A 15,502-nucleotide genomic window follows, 5' to 3' on the forward strand; every position below is an offset into this window, starting at 1 on the left:
TTGCACTAAATACATTACTGTTAATTCCGACTATCGCTCTTCAATTAACAGAAATTCTGTTTTCTTTAAAAAGATTTATGCTCTACGAACTGAATCGGAAAGATACAATTCACGCTGGAAAAACCTAAATCTTGAAAAAGCTTTTACAAGAAACTTTAATTCTATTTCTAACTTAAATACTATTGGCCATATTTGCCTTCTCACTCTGGCTATTGCTGCTATCAACGATAACCATGTTGATAAGTCTAAATCTCTGGTTGGCTTCAAAACGGTTGCTTAACTTTTTATTTTAGTCCCTTTCTTCTTTAAATTTTTCCCTAATTTCTCAAGGGGTTAGTATAACCTTTTTTATACCCAGTTTTTTACACGTCTTCCTATTCACCCTATTTCATCCCCTTTAACAATAATTAGCTTCCAACTTTTTCTTTTTTTACTTTGAAATTTACCTAATTATGCTCATCCCTTAGTTATAAATATTTAAATTTTTATATATGTTTATATAATACGATTCCGCACAAGGTTTTCCCTTTTGTAGTAGATATTTTATTTTTCAATAGATATACTATTTTTTTATCCTAATCGACAAATAAAAAGCCTTTCTGCATTGAGATTTGCAGAAAGGCTTTTTGTAAGATAACAAAATAAATTTTCTACATCCCCGCTTTTACCTCACCTAAATCGGTAACCAATACTTTTGCCAAAAAGGCTAAAACCAATAACCCAATTCCATAAACTAAAAACAACTTTTCAAAATTGGCTGCACTAATAATCCTGGCTCCAATGGAGGTTCCGACACCCCCGCCGCCCATGAAAAAAAAGGCTACCAAAGACATGGCCGCTCCGCGAGCCATTTTGGCAAAGCCGGTTGCAATTGTTAAAAGAGTGGAATGAACCAGCATAAAAGCAAGGCCCATTGCAGCAATAGAAATGATAACAATAATTAACGAATTTCCCCACAAAGCCAGCAAAATATCCGCTAAAAACCCCAGAATCAAACCATTTGTTATTAAATTTTTCCTCCCAAATTTATTAGCCAACTTTCCGCTAATCCTACCCCCTATCACAGCCATAACGCCAAAGCCTGTCATGATAAGCCCTATGGTTAAATAATTAAAATGAAAGTTTTTAGCAATAAATCCCCCAAAGTAGGAAAAGGAACCCACAATCATAATCCCTTCCAAAAGAACCGTCAAATAAGTGCCTGCAGTTTTTCCGTGACTTAAAAGTTCCCAGTACGGTTTTATAAATTGACTATTAGGATTACCCGGCGAATTAATTCTCCGTCCAGCAAAGTAATAAAGAATAGCCACAATTAATGCCAATATTGAATAAACCAAAAACACCCCACGCCAGCTAACAAAATAGGCAATACTCCCGCCAAGAGCCATGCTAACACCTTGCCCTAAAAAGGAAATGCCCATAAAAGTACCGATTGCCTGCTGCCGCTGTTCCATAGGAAACAGGTCACCAATTAAGGCCAAGGATATCGGCATGACTGAGGCCGCAAAAATTCCGGTAAGCGCCCGGTAGACTGCTAAATCTCCAACCCCCTGGGCAATAGCGCATAAAAAAGTGGAGACAGTAAACAGTAACAAAGCGCTGTTTATGACAAGTTTCTTCCCGTAACGGTCCGCTAAAGGGCCAAAGATTAATTGAAAAAGACCAAAAGGTATCATATATGACGTAATTAATATTCCCGCCTGCGGTATGGTAATACCGAGGTCTTTGGCAATAGCCGGAAGAATAGGTGACACCACCCAGTTGTCGGCCATAACCACAAAACCGGCAAGTCCCATAATTAATAAGATTTTTTGCATGTTCACTTTAACTCGCCTCCGCTCTTTTTTTGTTTAAGCTTTAAATTAAAATTTTCTTCCAAAAACTTTATAAACTCAATTAATTCAGGAATGGCTAAACTATAAATTTTTCTTGTTCCTTCCCGCCGAAAATTAAGAACTCCCGCTGTTCTTAATACTCCCAAATGTTTGGAAACTAAGGACTGCTCTTCCTGGAGGATTGGTAGAAGTTCACAAACACAAAGCTCTCCTTGTTTAGCTATTTCTTTAATAATTCTAATCCTTAAAGGATGACCTAATGCTTTAAAATAGTTGGCAAGTTTTAAATTCATATTTCACCTCCTCATTATATGCTAATATTGTCATATATAAGCTTTAATTAAAAGGGGCTTTTGCCCCCCTTAGAACACCTGCCCAAACAAAAGATACAGTCCATATAAAATCAGTATGCCGCCAAAAATATAATTAATTATTTCCCCGTACCGTCCTAAGGAAGTAATCTTACCCAAAAAGGCAGAAAAGGTACCGGCTAAGATTAAGGGTAGGCCATGGCCAAAACTGTAGGAAAACAGGAGCGCCCCGCCAAAGACCGGTGAAGCTTTAGCCAGCACATAAGTTACGATAACAATTAAAACCGGCGTGGCACAGGGGCTGGCGGATAAGCCAAAGAATAAGCCCATTAAATATGAAGAAAAAAGTCCGGTGCCCTTAACCGGCAACCTTTTTAAGCCAGGAAGATTTATCGTATAAAAGCCCATCACCGCAAATCCCATTAAAATGGCCACTATCCCCAGAATAAAATTAAAAGCAAATAACCGGCTTTTGATAAAAGTTCCTAAAACCCCAATTCCAACTCCCAGAAGGGTAAGGGTTGTAGCAAGACCCAGGACAAAAAATAAAGAGTAAATAAACCCTTTGGCCGGTGACCGCCCGGCATAACCGCCGGTGTAACCGATAATTAGCGGAATCATCCCGAGGATACAGGGTGTAAAACTGGTAGCAATCCCTCCAAGAAAAACAACAAAAAGCGCTAAAAGCTTTGAATCCCCCAGAAGCCCCGGAAGTTTATCCGCAAGCTTTTGGGCAAAAGATTTCTTTCCCTCATCCTCCTTTACTTCAGGAGTTTTTTTTTTCTTTAAAGCCACTTTATCCATCTGGGCTTTTAACTCTTCCTTAGTAAGCCCGCCAACAAACATCGGCATTTGATTGCCCTGGGCATCAGTCCAGGGGACAATATTCCCGTTTTGATCAACTACAATAAACGTTGGGACGTACTGGATACCAAATTTTGCTGCTAACTGTTGGCTATCCTGACGACTAACTTCCGCTACAATTACCCGCATCCGTCCTTCGTATTCTTTCTTTAATTCCTGCACCACCGGTGCCATTTGTGCACAGGTAGGTCAGGTCGCCCCGGAAAACTCTAATAAAAAAGGTTCATGGTTTTTTAAAGCCTCATTGTACTGATCAATTACATTGCCGCTATTAGCCGGCGAGCCTAATTCCCGGTTAGTAGCGTAATACACTCCAAAGGCTAAAAGGGCAATGACAAATACCACAATTAAAGCGATAGTACTTTTCTTTTCCATCTCCACCCCGCCTATTGATTTAATTAATTTACTTTTTTTAATTATACCATATTTTATTTTTTCTGTGACTAAAATTTTTCAATTGCGCTCCATACACCAAAAGTAACGGCCATTGCTTTCCCCCCTTTAAATCTTAAAAAGGGAGAAAAAGCATGGCCTAAAACAGGTGCTACTGCCATAAAAGTCAGAACTATTCAAATTGGTTATGGTTCCTTCCTTCGTCGTACTGAAGTTTATTGGTAGTAATGATTGTACACCACCAATTTTATCATTCATTAGTTATCTTACTAAAGTAGATATAAACATTAGTCAAATTAACATCTTTACCGGCTAAAATTACCTCATCATTATAGAGAACCACGGGCAAACTTAATTTTCGCTCTTTTAAAGCCGTTAGTACATTCGGATAATTCGCAATTTCAGGGGTAAAGATATTTACATACTTAAAATTAAACCTTCCTGGAAATTCATCTTCTAACATTTCTTTAATCGAACAAAAGATTTGGTCCTCCCCCGGAGAACAATCTCCCCCTCAACCGCATGACTTTAAGTAATTAATTACAGTAACCAGGTTATTCATAGCACCCCTCCTAATACTTCTGGCTTTCGCCAAAATATTTGTCTTTTAATTTTAAGGCCATGTTAACCAGCCAGAGCATAACCGGCACTTCAATCAGGGGACCAATGACCGCCGCAAACGCCTGCCCGGAATTTAAACCAAAGGTAGCTACAGCCACCGCAATGGCCAGCTCAAAATTGTTACTAGCAGCAGTGAACGATAATGTAACGGTCCGGGCATAACCAAAACCAGCTTTCGCCGAAATGTAGAAGGAAATAAAGAACATTAAAACAAAGTAAGCAATTAAAGGAATAGCTACTCTAACCACATCCAGAGGAAGTTTGACAATGTACTGACCTTTTAAAGAAAACATCACAACAATGGTAAAAAGTAAAGCATATAATGCCGTCGGACTTAATTTGGGGATAAACTTGGTTTCATACCATTCCCGCCCTTTTGATTTTAAAAGCGAAAACCGAGTAATTACACCAGCTAAAAAAGGAATACCAAGGTAGATAAAAACGCTTTTAGCAATTTCCGCCATGGAAATATCAAGGACAACCCCCTTGGTATCATAACCAAGCCATCCTGGAACAACTTTAATAAAGAAGTAAGCATAAGTTGAATAGAAAAATACCTGAAAGAGGGAGTTTAACGCCACCAATGCCGCAGCGTACTCCGCATCCCCTTTGGCCAAGGCATTCCAGAGGATAACCATGGCGATACACCGGGCAAGGCCGATTAAAACTAAGCCCATGAAATATTCGGGATAGTTTCTTAAGAAAATATAGGCCAAAATAAACATTAAAATAGGGCCAATTATCCAGTTTTGCAAGATAGAAAATAAGAAAATTTTACTGCCACCCCGGAAAATTTTATTAACTTCTTCATACCGCACTTTGGCCAAAGGTGGATACATCATCCAGATAAGGCCAATAGCAATGGGAATAGACGTTGTTCCAATGCTTAAACGATCTAAAAGGTCAGCAATCCCGGGAAAGAAATAACCAAGGGCTACTCCCAAAACCATAGCCAGTAAAATCCAGACCGTTAAATACCGGTCTACAAACGATAATTTAGCAGAAGTTTGGCTCATAACTCCTCTCCTTCCTCACAGACTTCTTTTTTAAATCCTAAAAATTCGCATAAATCCGGTTGTTCCCGAAGGGGCGAAGGTTTTACCGGAGTCTCCAGTAATTTTCGAATCTTCCCCAGAAATCCTCCCAGTTCCTTTTCCAAAAGTTGCACCGTCTCAGGAGTGGCATAATAAAAAATCAGTTTACCCTGTTTTTCATTTTTAATAAGTCCAGCTTGCTTTAAAACTTTTAAATGGTGGGATACAGCCGGCTGCGATAACCCCAAAAGAGAAATCGCTTCACACACCCCCATTTCCCGCCGTGTTAACTCTAAAAAGAGCCGCAGTCGATGGATATCAGCCAAAGCTTTTAAAATGTTAACAAGGTCTTCCAATAAACTCCCCCCAGATTTATATTTAAATATTTAAATATATCTTGAAAATAGTTTAACATGGACAAATTTTCCTGTCAACAAAAAAGTGGTAGGTCGTAAAAAAGTGGTAGGACGTAAGTGTTAGGTGGTCGGTAAAAATTTAAAAGCGCACAGGAGTGCGCCATCAAATTTAAATACTTATTTAAAACGTTTTTTTAGTTCCTCCGCAATATCGCCGAGAGCAACGTCCTTTGCCGCCAGTAATACAAGTAAATGATAAACCAAATCAGCGGCTTCGTAAATTAATTCTCCTTTATCATCATTTTTAGAGGCTATAACCGTTTCCACCGCTTCTTCGCCCACCTTCTGGGCAATTTTATCTATTCCTTTTTGAAATAATTTTGCCGTATAAGAACCTTCCGGCAGCTTTTGTTTCCGGTCAAGGATAATCTGCCAGAGTTTAGCCAAAACCTCGTTTAAATCTTCTCTCTCGCCTTTCCCTTGCCAGAGGGTTCGGTAAAAACAGCTGTAATTTCCGGTATGACACGCTACCCCCTTTTGCCTTACTTTTATTAACAAGCAGTCAGCATCACAATCATACCGGATCTCCACAATTTCCTGGGTATTGCCGGACGTCTCCCCTTTATGCCACAAAGCGTTCCGAGACCGGCTGTAAAACCAGGTCTGCCCGGTTTCCAGGGATTTTTTTAAGCTTTCTTCATTCATGTAAGCTACCATTAAAACTTCTTTAGTATCAATATCCTGTACCACCGCCGGAATCAGGCCTTTTTCGTCAAATTTAAGTTCCATTTTCGCTATCCCCCAATCGGACCGGTATCCCCCGCTCTTTTAAGTACCTCTTTACTTCTTTAATGGTAAATTTACCAAAGTGAAATACCGAAGCTGCCAAAAGAGCCGAAGCGTGCCCCATAGCCACCCCTTCGTAAAAATGGGAAAGCTCTCCCACCCCCCCCGAGGCAATTACCGGAATTTTCACCGCATCGGCAATTTCCCGGGTAAGTTCGAGGTCATAGCCATCTTTTGTTCCATCTCTATCCATACTGGTAAGTAAGATTTCTCCGGCCCCGAGTCTCTCCACTTCCCGGGCCCATTCTACCGCATCTATTCCGGTGGGAGTACGCCCACCGCGGATATAAACTTCAAAGCCGCCATCTTTTTTTCTTTTGGCATCGATAGCCACCACAATACACTGGCTGCCAAATTTTAAGGCCGCCTCCCGAATAAGCTCGGGGTTTTTTACCGCTGCCGAATTTATCGAAACTTTGTCCGCCCCGGATGCCAAAAGGGCCCGAATATCATCAATACTTCCTACGCCACCGCCTATCGTAAACGGTATGGAAAGAGTAGTAGCCGTCCGCCGTGCCACCTCTATCATCGTCTTTCTTCCTTCGTGGGAGGCTGTAATATCCAAAAATACCACTTCATCGGCTCCTTCCCGGTCATAAAAAGCCGCCAGCTCTACCGGATCTCCAGCATCCACCAGGTTTAAAAAATTTACCCCTTTTACCACCCGCCCTTTATTCACATCAAGGCAAGGTATAATCCGCACCGTTAACATTAAGACTCCCCTTCCAGTATCCTAATCCCTTCTTTTAAATCAATTTTCCCTTCTAATATTGCTTTTCCAGCAATAACCCCGTAGATTTTGTTTTCCCCAAGTTCCCGCCAGCGTTTTAAATCTTCTAAGCCAGAAATACCACCCGAGGCAATTACCTTTAAGCCGGTATCAATGGCAAGCTTTAAAGTTTCATTAAAATTGGGCCCGGTTAAACTCCCGTCCCGGGCAATGTCGGTATAAATTATTGTGGTAACTCCCATTTCCTTAACTTTATAGGCCAGGTCCAAAGCCCGATAATTAGAACTCTCCACCCAACCTTTAATTGCTACCCAGCCGTTTTTAGCATCAATCCCGACCGCAACTTTATCCCGGTCAAGGGCAAGCATCTCCTCTAAAAGCTCCGGATTGGTTACCGCTATCGTCCCAACAATAACCCGAAAGGCTCCTATTTCTATTAACTCCCGAAAACTTTCAATATTTCTTATGCCCCCACCAACCTGAACCGGTATGGAAACACTTTTAATAATTTCGGCAATGACTTCAAAATTCTCACTTTCCCCGGTAAAAGCCCGGTCTAAATCCACGACATGAATTAGCTTGGCTCCCGCTTCCTTATACCTCAAAGCCAGCTCCAAGGGCGAAATCGCGTATTCGGTTTTCCGCTCTTTTTCCCCCTGCGTAAGCCGCACCACTTTTTTCCCCATTAAATCTATCGCCGGTATTAAAATCATAGCATCTCCCTCAAATTCTTAAGTATCTGCCGTCCCACCGGTCCGCTTTTTTCAGGATGAAATTGAAAGCCAATAATACTGCCCCGCATTACCGCCGCCGGAAACTTTTCCCCGTATTCGGCATAAGCCAAGACATACTGGGAACTGGTTTTGGCATAATAGGAATGAACAAAATAAACATAATAATCCGGTAAATTCTTAAAAAGTTCATGGGTCGGGTCTACCGGTACTAAGTTATTCCACCCCATGTGGGGAATTTTGGGAGCTTCTTGAAAACGAACCACTTCTCCCGGAATAAAGTCTAAACCTTCATACTCTCCGTCTTCATAGCTTTTCGTAAAAAAAAGCTGCATCCCCAGACAAATCCCCAGGATTGGCCGGTTTAAAGAAGCCCGTTCTTTTAAAGCCAAAAAAAGCCCCTTTTCCTTTAAATTATTCACCGCATCTCTAAAAGCTCCAACCCCGGGTAAAACCACCAAATCAGCCTCTAAAATTTTTTGGGGATCAGAAGTAATGGAGGGGTTGTAGCCTAAATCTTCCAGGGCTTTGGTTACACTTAAGAGATTACCCATTTCATAATCTACCACAATCGTCACTTCTTAAATCACTCCTTTGGTTGAGGGTAAGTCATCCCCCTGGACGGAAACCGCAACTTTTAAGGTACGTCCCAAGCCTTTAAAAATTGCCTCGGCTTTATGGTGTAAGTTTTTGCCCGAAATTTCCCGGACATGCAACGTAATCCCGGCTTTTTGCACAAACCCGCGTAAAAACTCTTCTACCATCTGGTAGTTAAACTTTCCGGCCAAAACCGGCGGAAAGTCAGCTTCAAAGGCAAGATACGGCCGTCCGGAAATATCAACCGCTATCAGCATTAATGCTTCATCCATCGGATAAAAACCCGAAGCAAAGCGGGCAATTCCCTTTTTATCCCCTAAAGCTTTAGAAAACGCTTCCCCCAAAACCAGACCAATATCTTCCACCGTGTGGTGGTCATCGACGTCCAGGTCTCCCTGGCAGGAAAGATTTAAATTAAACCCGCCAAATTTACAAAACAGGGTGAGCATGTGGTCAAAAAACCCAAGGCCTGAAGTTCCGGAAAACTCCCCGTTTCCGTCCAATGTAAACTCCACATTTATCATGGTTTCTAATGTCGTTCGTTGTACCTCGGCCCGCCTCATAAGATTTCCCCCAGTTTCTTTAAAAATTGCCGGTTTTCTTCCGGTGTACCAACGGTTATCCGTAAATAATTAGCAAGGGCTCCCCCAAGGTACCGCACTAAAATTCCGTGGTTAATTAACTCCTGGTGAATCTTTTTTGCCTTTTCCCCAAATTCCACCAGAATAAAGTTAGCATGGCTTTTAACCGCTTTTAATCCCAAACTGGTTAACTCCTTATAAAGCCTTTCCCTTTCGGCAATAATTTCTCTTATCTCCTCTTGAAAAACTTCTTCGTTGGCCAAAACCACTTCCCCGGCAATCTGGGAAAAAACATTTACATTATAGGGATTTTTTACCTTGATAATTTCCTTTACCACATCATTGTTAGCAACTAAATATCCCAATCTTAAGCCGGCCAGAGCCCGGGCTTTGGAAAAGGTCCGCAAAATAACGAGGTTTTGATATTTATTTAACAAATCTATCGCCGAAACTCCCGAAAATTCCACGTACGCCTCATCTATAACCAGCAAATGGTCGTAAGCTAAAAGCTTTTTAATCGTTTCTATATCCACCAGGGTTCCCGTCGGGTTATTGGGATTGGCAAGAAACACTAAATGGGGTTGATACTTTTCAATGGCTTTTTTCGTTTCATCCAGATCAAGGCTAAAATCATCCCGGTACGAAACTTCGAAAAATTCCGTTTGGGTTACAAAAGCATGGTGTCGATACATCACAAAGGAAGGAGCAAAACTTAAGGCAACCCTCCCGTATCCCCCAAAGGCTAAATAAAGGCAAAGAATCAACTCATCGGAACCATTTCCTAAAACAATATTTTCCGGCAAAACCCCAAGCTTTTCCGAAAGTTTAGAGCGGAGCCTCCCCGCCAAGGGATCGGGATAAAGGGGAAAATCCTTTGCCCCAATTTTGGTGAAAATTTCTTCAAGTAAACTTTTGGGAAAGGGATACGGGTTTTCATTGGCATCAAGTTTAATTTCATAGGAAACCAGATGAGGTTCGTAGGGCTTTAGCTGGGCAAATGCTTCTTTAAAATATCTCTGCTTATTCATTGGAAATCCTCACTTTCACTGAAAGGGCATGGGCAAATAGCCCTTCCGTTTCGGCAAGTTTAATAACATCCCTGGCATCGGCCAAAAAGCCTTCTTGGGAATAATAAATTACGCTACTTTTCTTTAAGAAATTATCCACCGAAAGGGGCGAATAAAAGCGGCTAGTTCCGGAAGTGGGCAAAACGTGATTGGGTCCGGCCAAATAATCCCCCATGGGTTCAGGACTAAACTGTCCCAAAAAAACTGCTCCGGCATTTTTTACTTTAGCTAAATAGCCGAAAGGATTGGGGAGCATTAACTCCAAATGCTCCGGAGCCAGCTGGTTGGCAAGCTGTAAAGCTTCCTCTTCATCGTCCACCACCACAATTCCTCCGCAATTTTCCAGAGCTTTTAAAATTATCTCCCGGCGGGGTAGGAGCTTTAGATACTCTTCCACTTTTTGCGCTATTTTCCGGGCCAGCTCCCCATCCCAGGTAATAACCACCCCCGAAGCCAGGGGATCATGTTCCGCCTGGGATAACATATCCGCAGCAAGATACTCGGGCTTTGCCGAGCTATCGGCGATAACCACCACCTCACTGGGGCCCGCCAGCATATCGATATTGACCGTACCGTAAACGAGCTTTTTGGCGATGGTTACATAAATATTGCCCGGTCCGGTAATTACATCTACCCTGGGGATGGTTTTGGTACCAAAAGCCAGGGCAGCTATGGCGTGCGCTCCGCCAACCCGGTAAATTTCCGTCACCCCGGCTTCCCGGGCGGCAACCAAAACATAAGGATTCATCCCCTCGCCTTTTTGGGGCGAAACCATCACAATTCTTTTTACCCCGGCAACCTTTGCCGGTACGGCATTCATAACCACCGATGAAGGATAAGCTGCAGTACCGCCCGGAACGTAAATCCCGGCAACCTCCACCGGAGTATAAATCTGTCCCAGAATATTACCGTTTTCTTCCGTGGTAAACCAGCTCCGGGGAAGCTGCTTTTGGTGAAAATCAAAAACCCTTTGAATTGCTTTGCGAAGACTATTTAAAAACTCACCGTCCACTTCCCTGTAAGCTTTGTCTATTTCCTCATCGCTTACTCTAAGATTACTTAAATCCCCCTTAAAACCATCAAACTCCCGGGCGTACTCTATTAACGCTTCATCCCCCGAACTTGCCACTTCATTAAGAATTTTTCGTACCTGTTGCTCTATATCTTCCTCCATTGCTTTGCGCCGGGAATATTTATCTAAAAGTTCTTCTTTATTTAAGATTAACTTCATTTTTTTCCCCTCCAACTACGCTTTTAAATTTTTTTACAATCGCCTTTATTTCCCGGTCATAAACCCTGGCGGCCACCCGGTTGGCAACTAACCTTGCGGTAATATCCATTATTTTTGTTATTTCAATTAAGTTATTTTCCCTTAAAGTTCTTCCGGTAGAAACCAGGTCCACAATTACATCCGCAAGACCCACCAGCGGAGCCAGCTCCACATTCCCGTGCATTTTAATTACCTCCGCCCGCACACCAAGACCTTTAAAAAACCGGCGGGTTACCTCGGGAAATTTGCTGGCAGCCCTGACTTCCGTAAGCTTTCCCAAATCGTGCACTTTAGGGTTATCCTTTGGTGCCGCCACGGCAAAATGGCATTTTCCGTATTTTAAATCCAAAAGTTCAAAGATTTCCCGCCGCTGCTCCTCAATCACATCCTTACCCACAATACCCAAATCGGCCGCTCCATGCTCCACAAAAGTGGGGATATCGGTCGGCCGGCAGATAATAAAAGTATAAGGACCATCATTTATTACGAGTTTTCGACTTTCCAAAAGGACCTCTTCCGTTTTTAAAAAACCCGCTTTATAGAGAAGACGCACCGTATCGGGAAATAACGTCCCTTTAGGAAGGGCAAAAGTTAAACCATTTTTTAAACCATTTTTCATTTTTATAGCCTCACTTTAGTTTGTTAAAGTGTTAAATTATTAATATACTAAAATCATAAGGTTAAAAAAATTATTTGTCAATACTATTGGCAATACTTTCAACAATTCTTTCCAACCCCAAAGCAAAGCCAAAAGCCGGGGTATCCCAGCCAAATTTTTTTAAAAGAGAGTCGTAGCGCCCGCCACCGCCCAATGGATAACCCAAGTAAGGGGTATAAGCCTCAAACACTAAACCGGTGTAGTAGTTTAAATCCCGCACTAAGGAAAAGTCTAACTTTAATTCTCTTACTCCTGCAGAAATTAAGTATTCGGTAACCTCCTCCAGTTCTTCTAAAGCATTCTGAGCTTTAGGATGGTGTAATATTTTCTTAGCCTTTCTTAGAATTGCCTTTCCTCCCCGTTGCTGCAAAAAATCCACCAGACTTTCCCGGATAGTTAGACTTTTGCCCGCCCTCTCAAAAATCCCCTCCAAGGCTACGTAATCTTTTTGATTTAAAGCATTTTTTATTTCCGAAAAATGGTTAAAAAGTTCGTATTCTTCAATAATCCCCGTTAAAATATCCACATGTCCCAGAGAAATTTCCAGGTTTTTCACCTTGGCTTTACGCAAATACACAGCCATTAGTTTTATTAAGTCTGATTCTAATTTTGAAGTAATATCCCCAAATACTTCAATTCCCAGTTGTTTGAATTCTCTAAGTTTGTTTCTTCCGGAAAAATTTCCAGAAAAAACCGTTGCCGCATAAAAAATTTTAAGAGGTAACTCCCGATGCTTCATTTTGGTAGAAACCACCCGGGCAATGGGGGTGGTCATATCTCCCCTGAGGGCCAAAAGTTCTCCCGTACGGTCCACAAACTTAATTAAATCGGTCTCCGACTGGGATTCCCGCAAAGTTTCATAATATTCAAAGGAAGGAGTTATAACCTCTTGAAATCCTTCCTTGGCCACCAGCTCTACAAATAAGTTTTCCAGGTATCTCCGTAAGGCTGCTTCAACCGGTAAATAATCTTTTACCCCCGGTGGTAGTTCTTTAAAGTTTTCTCTCATAATTCCCCTTCTTCCTTTAAGCGTTTAAGCATTAACCGATAACCGGAAGCACCGTAATTTAAGCATCTTTTTACCCTGCTGATAGTTGCGGTACTTGCTCCGGTTTTTTGGACAATTTCCTGATAAGTACTTCCCTCATCCAGCATTTTTGCTACTTCCCAGCGCTGGGCTAAAGCTTTTAATTCCGCAATAGTGCAGATATCCTCAAAAAAAGCATAGCATTCATCAATATTTTTCAGGGCAAGTATTGCCTCAAACAAGCTGTCAAACGCCGGGTCCCGTAATTTTCCCTCATACCTAAACATAGAAACCCCCCGCAACTTTTCTTATTTTAATACTTTAATATACTAAAATATTCTTGTCAACAATTTTCGGTTGTCTTCTGTTAACTTTTTCGTTATACTTTTCTTGTACTACAGTCAGTAATCAACACAGCTTAGAGGGACGGTTCTTAGAACGTGCTATTCCTATGATACGTAATAATAGCACTCTGACAGAACCGTCCCTAAAGGAAGCTTTTAGGGAGGTGAATAAAATGGTGAAGGCTCTGGCACTCTTTTCGGGAGGCCTTGACAGCACTTTAGCCATAAAGCTTATTCTGGAACAAGGTGTAGAAGTAGAAGCAGTTAATTTTACCAGCCCTTTCTGTCGTTGTTTAGCTAAAGGCCAGGGATGTGCTTCCACCGCCAAGTTAGCGGCCGATTTAGGTATAAAGCTTCATGTGCAAAACTGCGGTGAAGAATATTTAAGAATCGTTGAAAACCCACCCCACGGCTACGGCAGCGCTTTAAATCCCTGCATTGACTGCCGGATCTTCAAATTTAAAAAAGCAAAGAAACTTATGGAAGAAATCGGCGCCAAATTTATGATTACCGGCGAGGTTTTAGGGCAGCGGCCTAATTCGCAGCGACGGGATGCCATAAATTTAATCGACCGGGAAGCGGGAATTAAGGGTTTGGTTCTCCGGCCCCTTTCGGCCCTGCACTTTCCCCCAACGATTGCCGAGCAAGAGGGTTACGTTTCCCGGGATAAACTTTTAGCTATTTCCGGTCGCTCCCGGAAAACCCAGATGGAACTTGCCGCAAGTTTTGGGATAAACGATTATCCCTGCCCCTCGGGAGGATGCCTTTTAACCAAAAAAGAATTTGCCGGCAAAGTGCAGGATTTAATTCGTTACAACGGTAAGCTAACGGTAGAAGATATTGACCGTTTAAAATTTGGGCGTCATTTTCGCCTTTCCCCCACCGCCAAAATTATCGTGGGAAGAAATGCCCAGGAAAACGAACTGATTTCGTATTTTAAAAAACCCGGGGAATTCCTCGCCAAGGTAGAAGGTTTTACCGGTCCGACAACATTAATTCAAGGCAATCCAACTGATGACGATTTTTACCTTGCAGCCAAAGTCACCGCCCGCTATGCCGATACTCCTGATGCCTCAGTTTCGGTAAAGATTTGGAACGATTACGAAGTAAAAAGGGTTAATGTTCTAAAAGCTACTGACCAGGAATTAGCTAATTACCGGATTGTTTTTGACAAAAAAAGGCGTCCGTAAAAAGAGCGGCTCCAGCAAAATTGAGCCGCTCTTTTTTTTCAAGAAAAACTACGGTATATTATTAAATGAAGTTTTTAAAGGAGGTAGCAACAGTTAAGCCAAACAATGCAGAATAGTGCAATAATACTTACTCAGTAAGGGACAAAGTTTAATTTACAAAATCGTAAGTGTGGTGAAAGCCGTGAAGCAAGTCATAACAATACAGGCACGGTTATTTCCAAAGGCAGAGGAGAAAGAGGTAGTAGATAACTTAATGCGAAAGTGGAACTCCTGCAAGAGATATGCCTATAACCGGTTGCTTGAAGGAAAAGCCCCAAAAGAACTGAAGAAAGAACTGCAAAGCCTCTTTGCTCTAAACTCCAGATATGTAGACGACGCTATTCTTGAAGCTAACGAAATTTTGCAAAGTATCAGAGAACTTGGAGAAAACCCTCGTAGAGTTATTTTTGGCGGGAAAGTATTGTTTTATAGACTAAAAAGCAAACATTTAAGCAGTAAGCAAAGGCAAAAGTACAAAAAAGAGTGGGAAGATAAACGCAAAGGAACTCTTTTCTCTCGAGGTGATAGGTCCAAGCAAGGTAACTTAAACTTAAGAGTTATTGAAGAAAATGGCCAATTCTTTTTAAGAGTAAATGCAGGTAATAGAAAATGGCTGTTTATAGAACTTAAAAGTTCTCATAAGAAATGGAGAAAGTTTGCAGAAGCAATGCTAAATTCCTGTCCTTACAGCGTTCGCCTGCAAAGAAAAAACAATAAATACTATGCTTATATTTCTTTTGAAGATAATCTACCTGATGCATCAATAGATTTCAGCAATGGAGCTATCGGGATAGACTTAAATGCTTTTCCGTCCCACATCGCCTGGGCCGAAATAAAAACCAACGGCAATCTGAAAAGCTTTGGGGAAATCCCCACACCACATCTCTGGGATGGAAGAAAAGAGAAACGAGATTACTTTGCCTGGCTGTATGCCAACGAAATTGTAAAATTAGCCCTTGAGAAAAACAAAGGCATCGTAATAGAAAAGTTAGCGATAAAAGACAAAGG

The 15,502-nt window shown here is 41.6% G+C and carries 18 protein-coding genes and 3 pseudogenes; 3 read left to right on the plus strand and 18 right to left on the minus strand.

Annotation, left to right across the window (positions count from 1 at the left end; translation table 11 throughout):
* Positions 1 to 280, plus strand: a pseudogene (locus CARFE_RS16460) (transposase); the annotation flags it as partial.
* A gap of 370 nt (positions 281 to 650) precedes the next feature.
* Here the strand turns inward: CARFE_RS16460 and CARFE_RS0111480 are convergent.
* From CARFE_RS0111480 to CARFE_RS0111565, 18 genes and pseudogenes are all read right to left on the minus strand, one after another.
* The gene (locus CARFE_RS0111480) at positions 651 to 1,817 is read right to left on the minus strand and encodes an MFS transporter (protein WP_245570793.1); all 1,167 of its coding nucleotides are present in this window, start codon (positions 1,815 to 1,817) and stop codon (positions 651 to 653) included.
* 2 nt (positions 1,818 to 1,819) lie between these two features.
* Positions 1,820 to 2,128, minus strand: coding sequence for an ArsR/SmtB family transcription factor (locus CARFE_RS0111485; RefSeq protein ID WP_028052851.1), 309 nt, complete (start codon positions 2,126 to 2,128; stop codon positions 1,820 to 1,822).
* Between the two features lie 69 nt (positions 2,129 to 2,197).
* Positions 2,198 to 3,184: a cytochrome c biogenesis protein CcdA gene (locus tag CARFE_RS0111490; protein WP_051250298.1), complete on the minus strand. Its 987-nt coding sequence runs from the start codon at positions 3,182 to 3,184 to the stop codon at positions 2,198 to 2,200.
* Positions 3,185 to 3,199: 15 nt separating this feature from the next.
* Entirely contained in the window at positions 3,200 to 3,385 is a 186-nt protein-coding gene (locus CARFE_RS0111495) for a hypothetical protein (RefSeq protein WP_028052853.1), read from the minus strand.
* Between the two features lie 71 nt (positions 3,386 to 3,456).
* Positions 3,457 to 3,561 (minus strand): annotated as a pseudogene (locus CARFE_RS16000) (glycerol-3-phosphate acyltransferase); the annotation flags it as partial.
* Between the two features lie 92 nt (positions 3,562 to 3,653).
* Positions 3,654 to 3,866 (minus strand): hypothetical protein, encoded by a 213-nt coding sequence (locus CARFE_RS0111505; RefSeq protein WP_028052854.1) that lies wholly within the window; start codon positions 3,864 to 3,866, stop codon positions 3,654 to 3,656.
* Between the two features lie 109 nt (positions 3,867 to 3,975).
* Positions 3,976 to 5,040, minus strand: a complete 1,065-nt coding sequence (gene arsB, locus CARFE_RS0111510) for an ACR3 family arsenite efflux transporter (RefSeq protein WP_028052855.1) — start codon at positions 5,038 to 5,040, stop codon at positions 3,976 to 3,978.
* The gene (locus CARFE_RS0111515) at positions 5,037 to 5,414 is read right to left on the minus strand and encodes an ArsR/SmtB family transcription factor (RefSeq protein ID WP_028052856.1); all 378 of its coding nucleotides are present in this window, start codon (positions 5,412 to 5,414) and stop codon (positions 5,037 to 5,039) included. The genes arsB and CARFE_RS0111515 overlap by 4 nt, the downstream gene beginning before the upstream one ends.
* 177 nt (positions 5,415 to 5,591) lie before the next feature.
* Positions 5,592 to 6,203 (minus strand): bifunctional phosphoribosyl-AMP cyclohydrolase/phosphoribosyl-ATP diphosphatase HisIE, encoded by a 612-nt coding sequence (gene hisIE, locus CARFE_RS0111520; RefSeq protein ID WP_028052857.1) that lies wholly within the window; start codon positions 6,201 to 6,203, stop codon positions 5,592 to 5,594.
* Positions 6,193 to 6,972, minus strand: a complete 780-nt coding sequence (hisF, locus tag CARFE_RS0111525) for an imidazole glycerol phosphate synthase subunit HisF (protein ID WP_028052858.1) — start codon at positions 6,970 to 6,972, stop codon at positions 6,193 to 6,195. Before hisF ends, hisIE begins: the two co-directional genes overlap by 11 nt.
* Positions 6,972 to 7,703 carry a 1-(5-phosphoribosyl)-5-[(5-phosphoribosylamino)methylideneamino]imidazole-4-carboxamide isomerase gene (gene hisA / locus CARFE_RS0111530; RefSeq protein WP_028052859.1) on the minus strand — a complete coding sequence of 244 codons (732 nt, stop codon included), beginning with the start codon at positions 7,701 to 7,703 and terminating at the stop codon, positions 6,972 to 6,974. The genes hisF and hisA overlap by 1 nt, the downstream gene beginning before the upstream one ends.
* Positions 7,700 to 8,299 (minus strand): imidazole glycerol phosphate synthase subunit HisH, encoded by a 600-nt coding sequence (gene hisH / locus CARFE_RS0111535; RefSeq protein ID WP_028052860.1) that lies wholly within the window; start codon positions 8,297 to 8,299, stop codon positions 7,700 to 7,702. The genes hisA and hisH overlap by 4 nt, the downstream gene beginning before the upstream one ends.
* Positions 8,300 to 8,302: 3 nt before the next feature.
* On the minus strand, positions 8,303 to 8,881 hold the full coding sequence (hisB, locus tag CARFE_RS0111540; protein ID WP_028052861.1) for an imidazoleglycerol-phosphate dehydratase HisB: 579 nt from the start codon (positions 8,879 to 8,881) through the stop codon (positions 8,303 to 8,305).
* Positions 8,878 to 9,927 carry a histidinol-phosphate transaminase gene (hisC, locus tag CARFE_RS0111545; RefSeq protein ID WP_028052862.1) on the minus strand — a complete coding sequence of 350 codons (1,050 nt, stop codon included), beginning with the start codon at positions 9,925 to 9,927 and terminating at the stop codon, positions 8,878 to 8,880. Before hisC ends, hisB begins: the two co-directional genes overlap by 4 nt.
* Positions 9,920 to 11,197, minus strand: a complete 1,278-nt coding sequence (hisD, locus tag CARFE_RS0111550; RefSeq protein ID WP_028052863.1) for a histidinol dehydrogenase — start codon at positions 11,195 to 11,197, stop codon at positions 9,920 to 9,922. The genes hisC and hisD overlap by 8 nt, the downstream gene beginning before the upstream one ends.
* Positions 11,178 to 11,855, minus strand: a complete 678-nt coding sequence (hisG, locus tag CARFE_RS0111555; protein ID WP_034542099.1) for an ATP phosphoribosyltransferase — start codon at positions 11,853 to 11,855, stop codon at positions 11,178 to 11,180. The genes hisD and hisG overlap by 20 nt, the downstream gene beginning before the upstream one ends.
* Positions 11,856 to 11,925: 70 nt before the next feature.
* Complete coding sequence (gene hisZ / locus CARFE_RS15090) at positions 11,926 to 12,903, minus strand: ATP phosphoribosyltransferase regulatory subunit (RefSeq protein ID WP_051250299.1); 978 nt, start codon at positions 12,901 to 12,903, stop codon at positions 11,926 to 11,928.
* Positions 12,900 to 13,208, minus strand: a complete 309-nt coding sequence (locus CARFE_RS0111565; protein WP_028052865.1) for a YerC/YecD family TrpR-related protein — start codon at positions 13,206 to 13,208, stop codon at positions 12,900 to 12,902. Before CARFE_RS0111565 ends, hisZ begins: the two co-directional genes overlap by 4 nt.
* A gap of 230 nt (positions 13,209 to 13,438) precedes the next feature.
* On the opposite strand from CARFE_RS0111565, the gene CARFE_RS0111570 reads away from it, so the two are divergent.
* Positions 13,439 to 14,455 carry a hypothetical protein gene (locus tag CARFE_RS0111570; protein ID WP_028052866.1) on the plus strand — a complete coding sequence of 339 codons (1,017 nt, stop codon included), beginning with the start codon at positions 13,439 to 13,441 and terminating at the stop codon, positions 14,453 to 14,455.
* 181 nt (positions 14,456 to 14,636) lie between these two features.
* Positions 14,637 to 15,502, plus strand: a pseudogene (locus CARFE_RS0111575) (IS200/IS605 family accessory protein TnpB-related protein); the annotation flags it as partial.

Source organism: Carboxydothermus ferrireducens DSM 11255 (genome assembly GCF_000427565.1).
Taxonomy (GTDB): domain Bacteria; phylum Bacillota; class Z-2901; order Carboxydothermales; family Carboxydothermaceae; genus Carboxydothermus; species Carboxydothermus hydrogenoformans.

Coding starts and splice junctions, on each gene's coding strand:
- CARFE_RS0111480 (WP_245570793.1), bottom strand. CDS start 1,817: ATGCAAAAAATCTTATTAATTATGGGACTTGCCGGTTTTGTGGTTATG.
- CARFE_RS0111485 (WP_028052851.1), bottom strand. CDS start 2,128: ATGAATTTAAAACTTGCCAACTATTTTAAAGCATTAGGTCATCCTTTA.
- CARFE_RS0111490 (WP_051250298.1), bottom strand. CDS start 3,184: ATGGCACCGGTGGTGCAGGAATTAAAGAAAGAATACGAAGGACGGATG.
- CARFE_RS0111495 (WP_028052853.1), bottom strand. CDS start 3,385: ATGGAAAAGAAAAGTACTATCGCTTTAATTGTGGTATTTGTCATTGCC.
- CARFE_RS0111505 (WP_028052854.1), bottom strand. CDS start 3,866: ATGTTAGAAGATGAATTTCCAGGAAGGTTTAATTTTAAGTATGTAAAT.
- arsB (WP_028052855.1), bottom strand. CDS start 5,040: ATGAGCCAAACTTCTGCTAAATTATCGTTTGTAGACCGGTATTTAACG.
- hisIE (WP_028052857.1), bottom strand. CDS start 6,203: ATGGAACTTAAATTTGACGAAAAAGGCCTGATTCCGGCGGTGGTACAG.
- hisF (WP_028052858.1), bottom strand. CDS start 6,972: ATGTTAACGGTGCGGATTATACCTTGCCTTGATGTGAATAAAGGGCGG.
- hisA (WP_028052859.1), bottom strand. CDS start 7,703: ATGATTTTAATACCGGCGATAGATTTAATGGGGAAAAAAGTGGTGCGG.
- hisB (WP_028052861.1), bottom strand. CDS start 8,881: ATGAGGCGGGCCGAGGTACAACGAACGACATTAGAAACCATGATAAAT.
- hisC (WP_028052862.1), bottom strand. CDS start 9,927: ATGAATAAGCAGAGATATTTTAAAGAAGCATTTGCCCAGCTAAAGCCC.
- hisD (WP_028052863.1), bottom strand. CDS start 11,197: ATGAAGTTAATCTTAAATAAAGAAGAACTTTTAGATAAATATTCCCGG.
- hisG (WP_034542099.1), bottom strand. CDS start 11,855: ATGAAAAATGGTTTAAAAAATGGTTTAACTTTTGCCCTTCCTAAAGGG.
- hisZ (WP_051250299.1), bottom strand. CDS start 12,903: ATGAGAGAAAACTTTAAAGAACTACCACCGGGGGTAAAAGATTATTTA.
- CARFE_RS0111565 (WP_028052865.1), bottom strand. CDS start 13,208: ATGTTTAGGTATGAGGGAAAATTACGGGACCCGGCGTTTGACAGCTTG.
- CARFE_RS0111570 (WP_028052866.1), top strand. CDS start 13,439: ATGGTGAAGGCTCTGGCACTCTTTTCGGGAGGCCTTGACAGCACTTTA.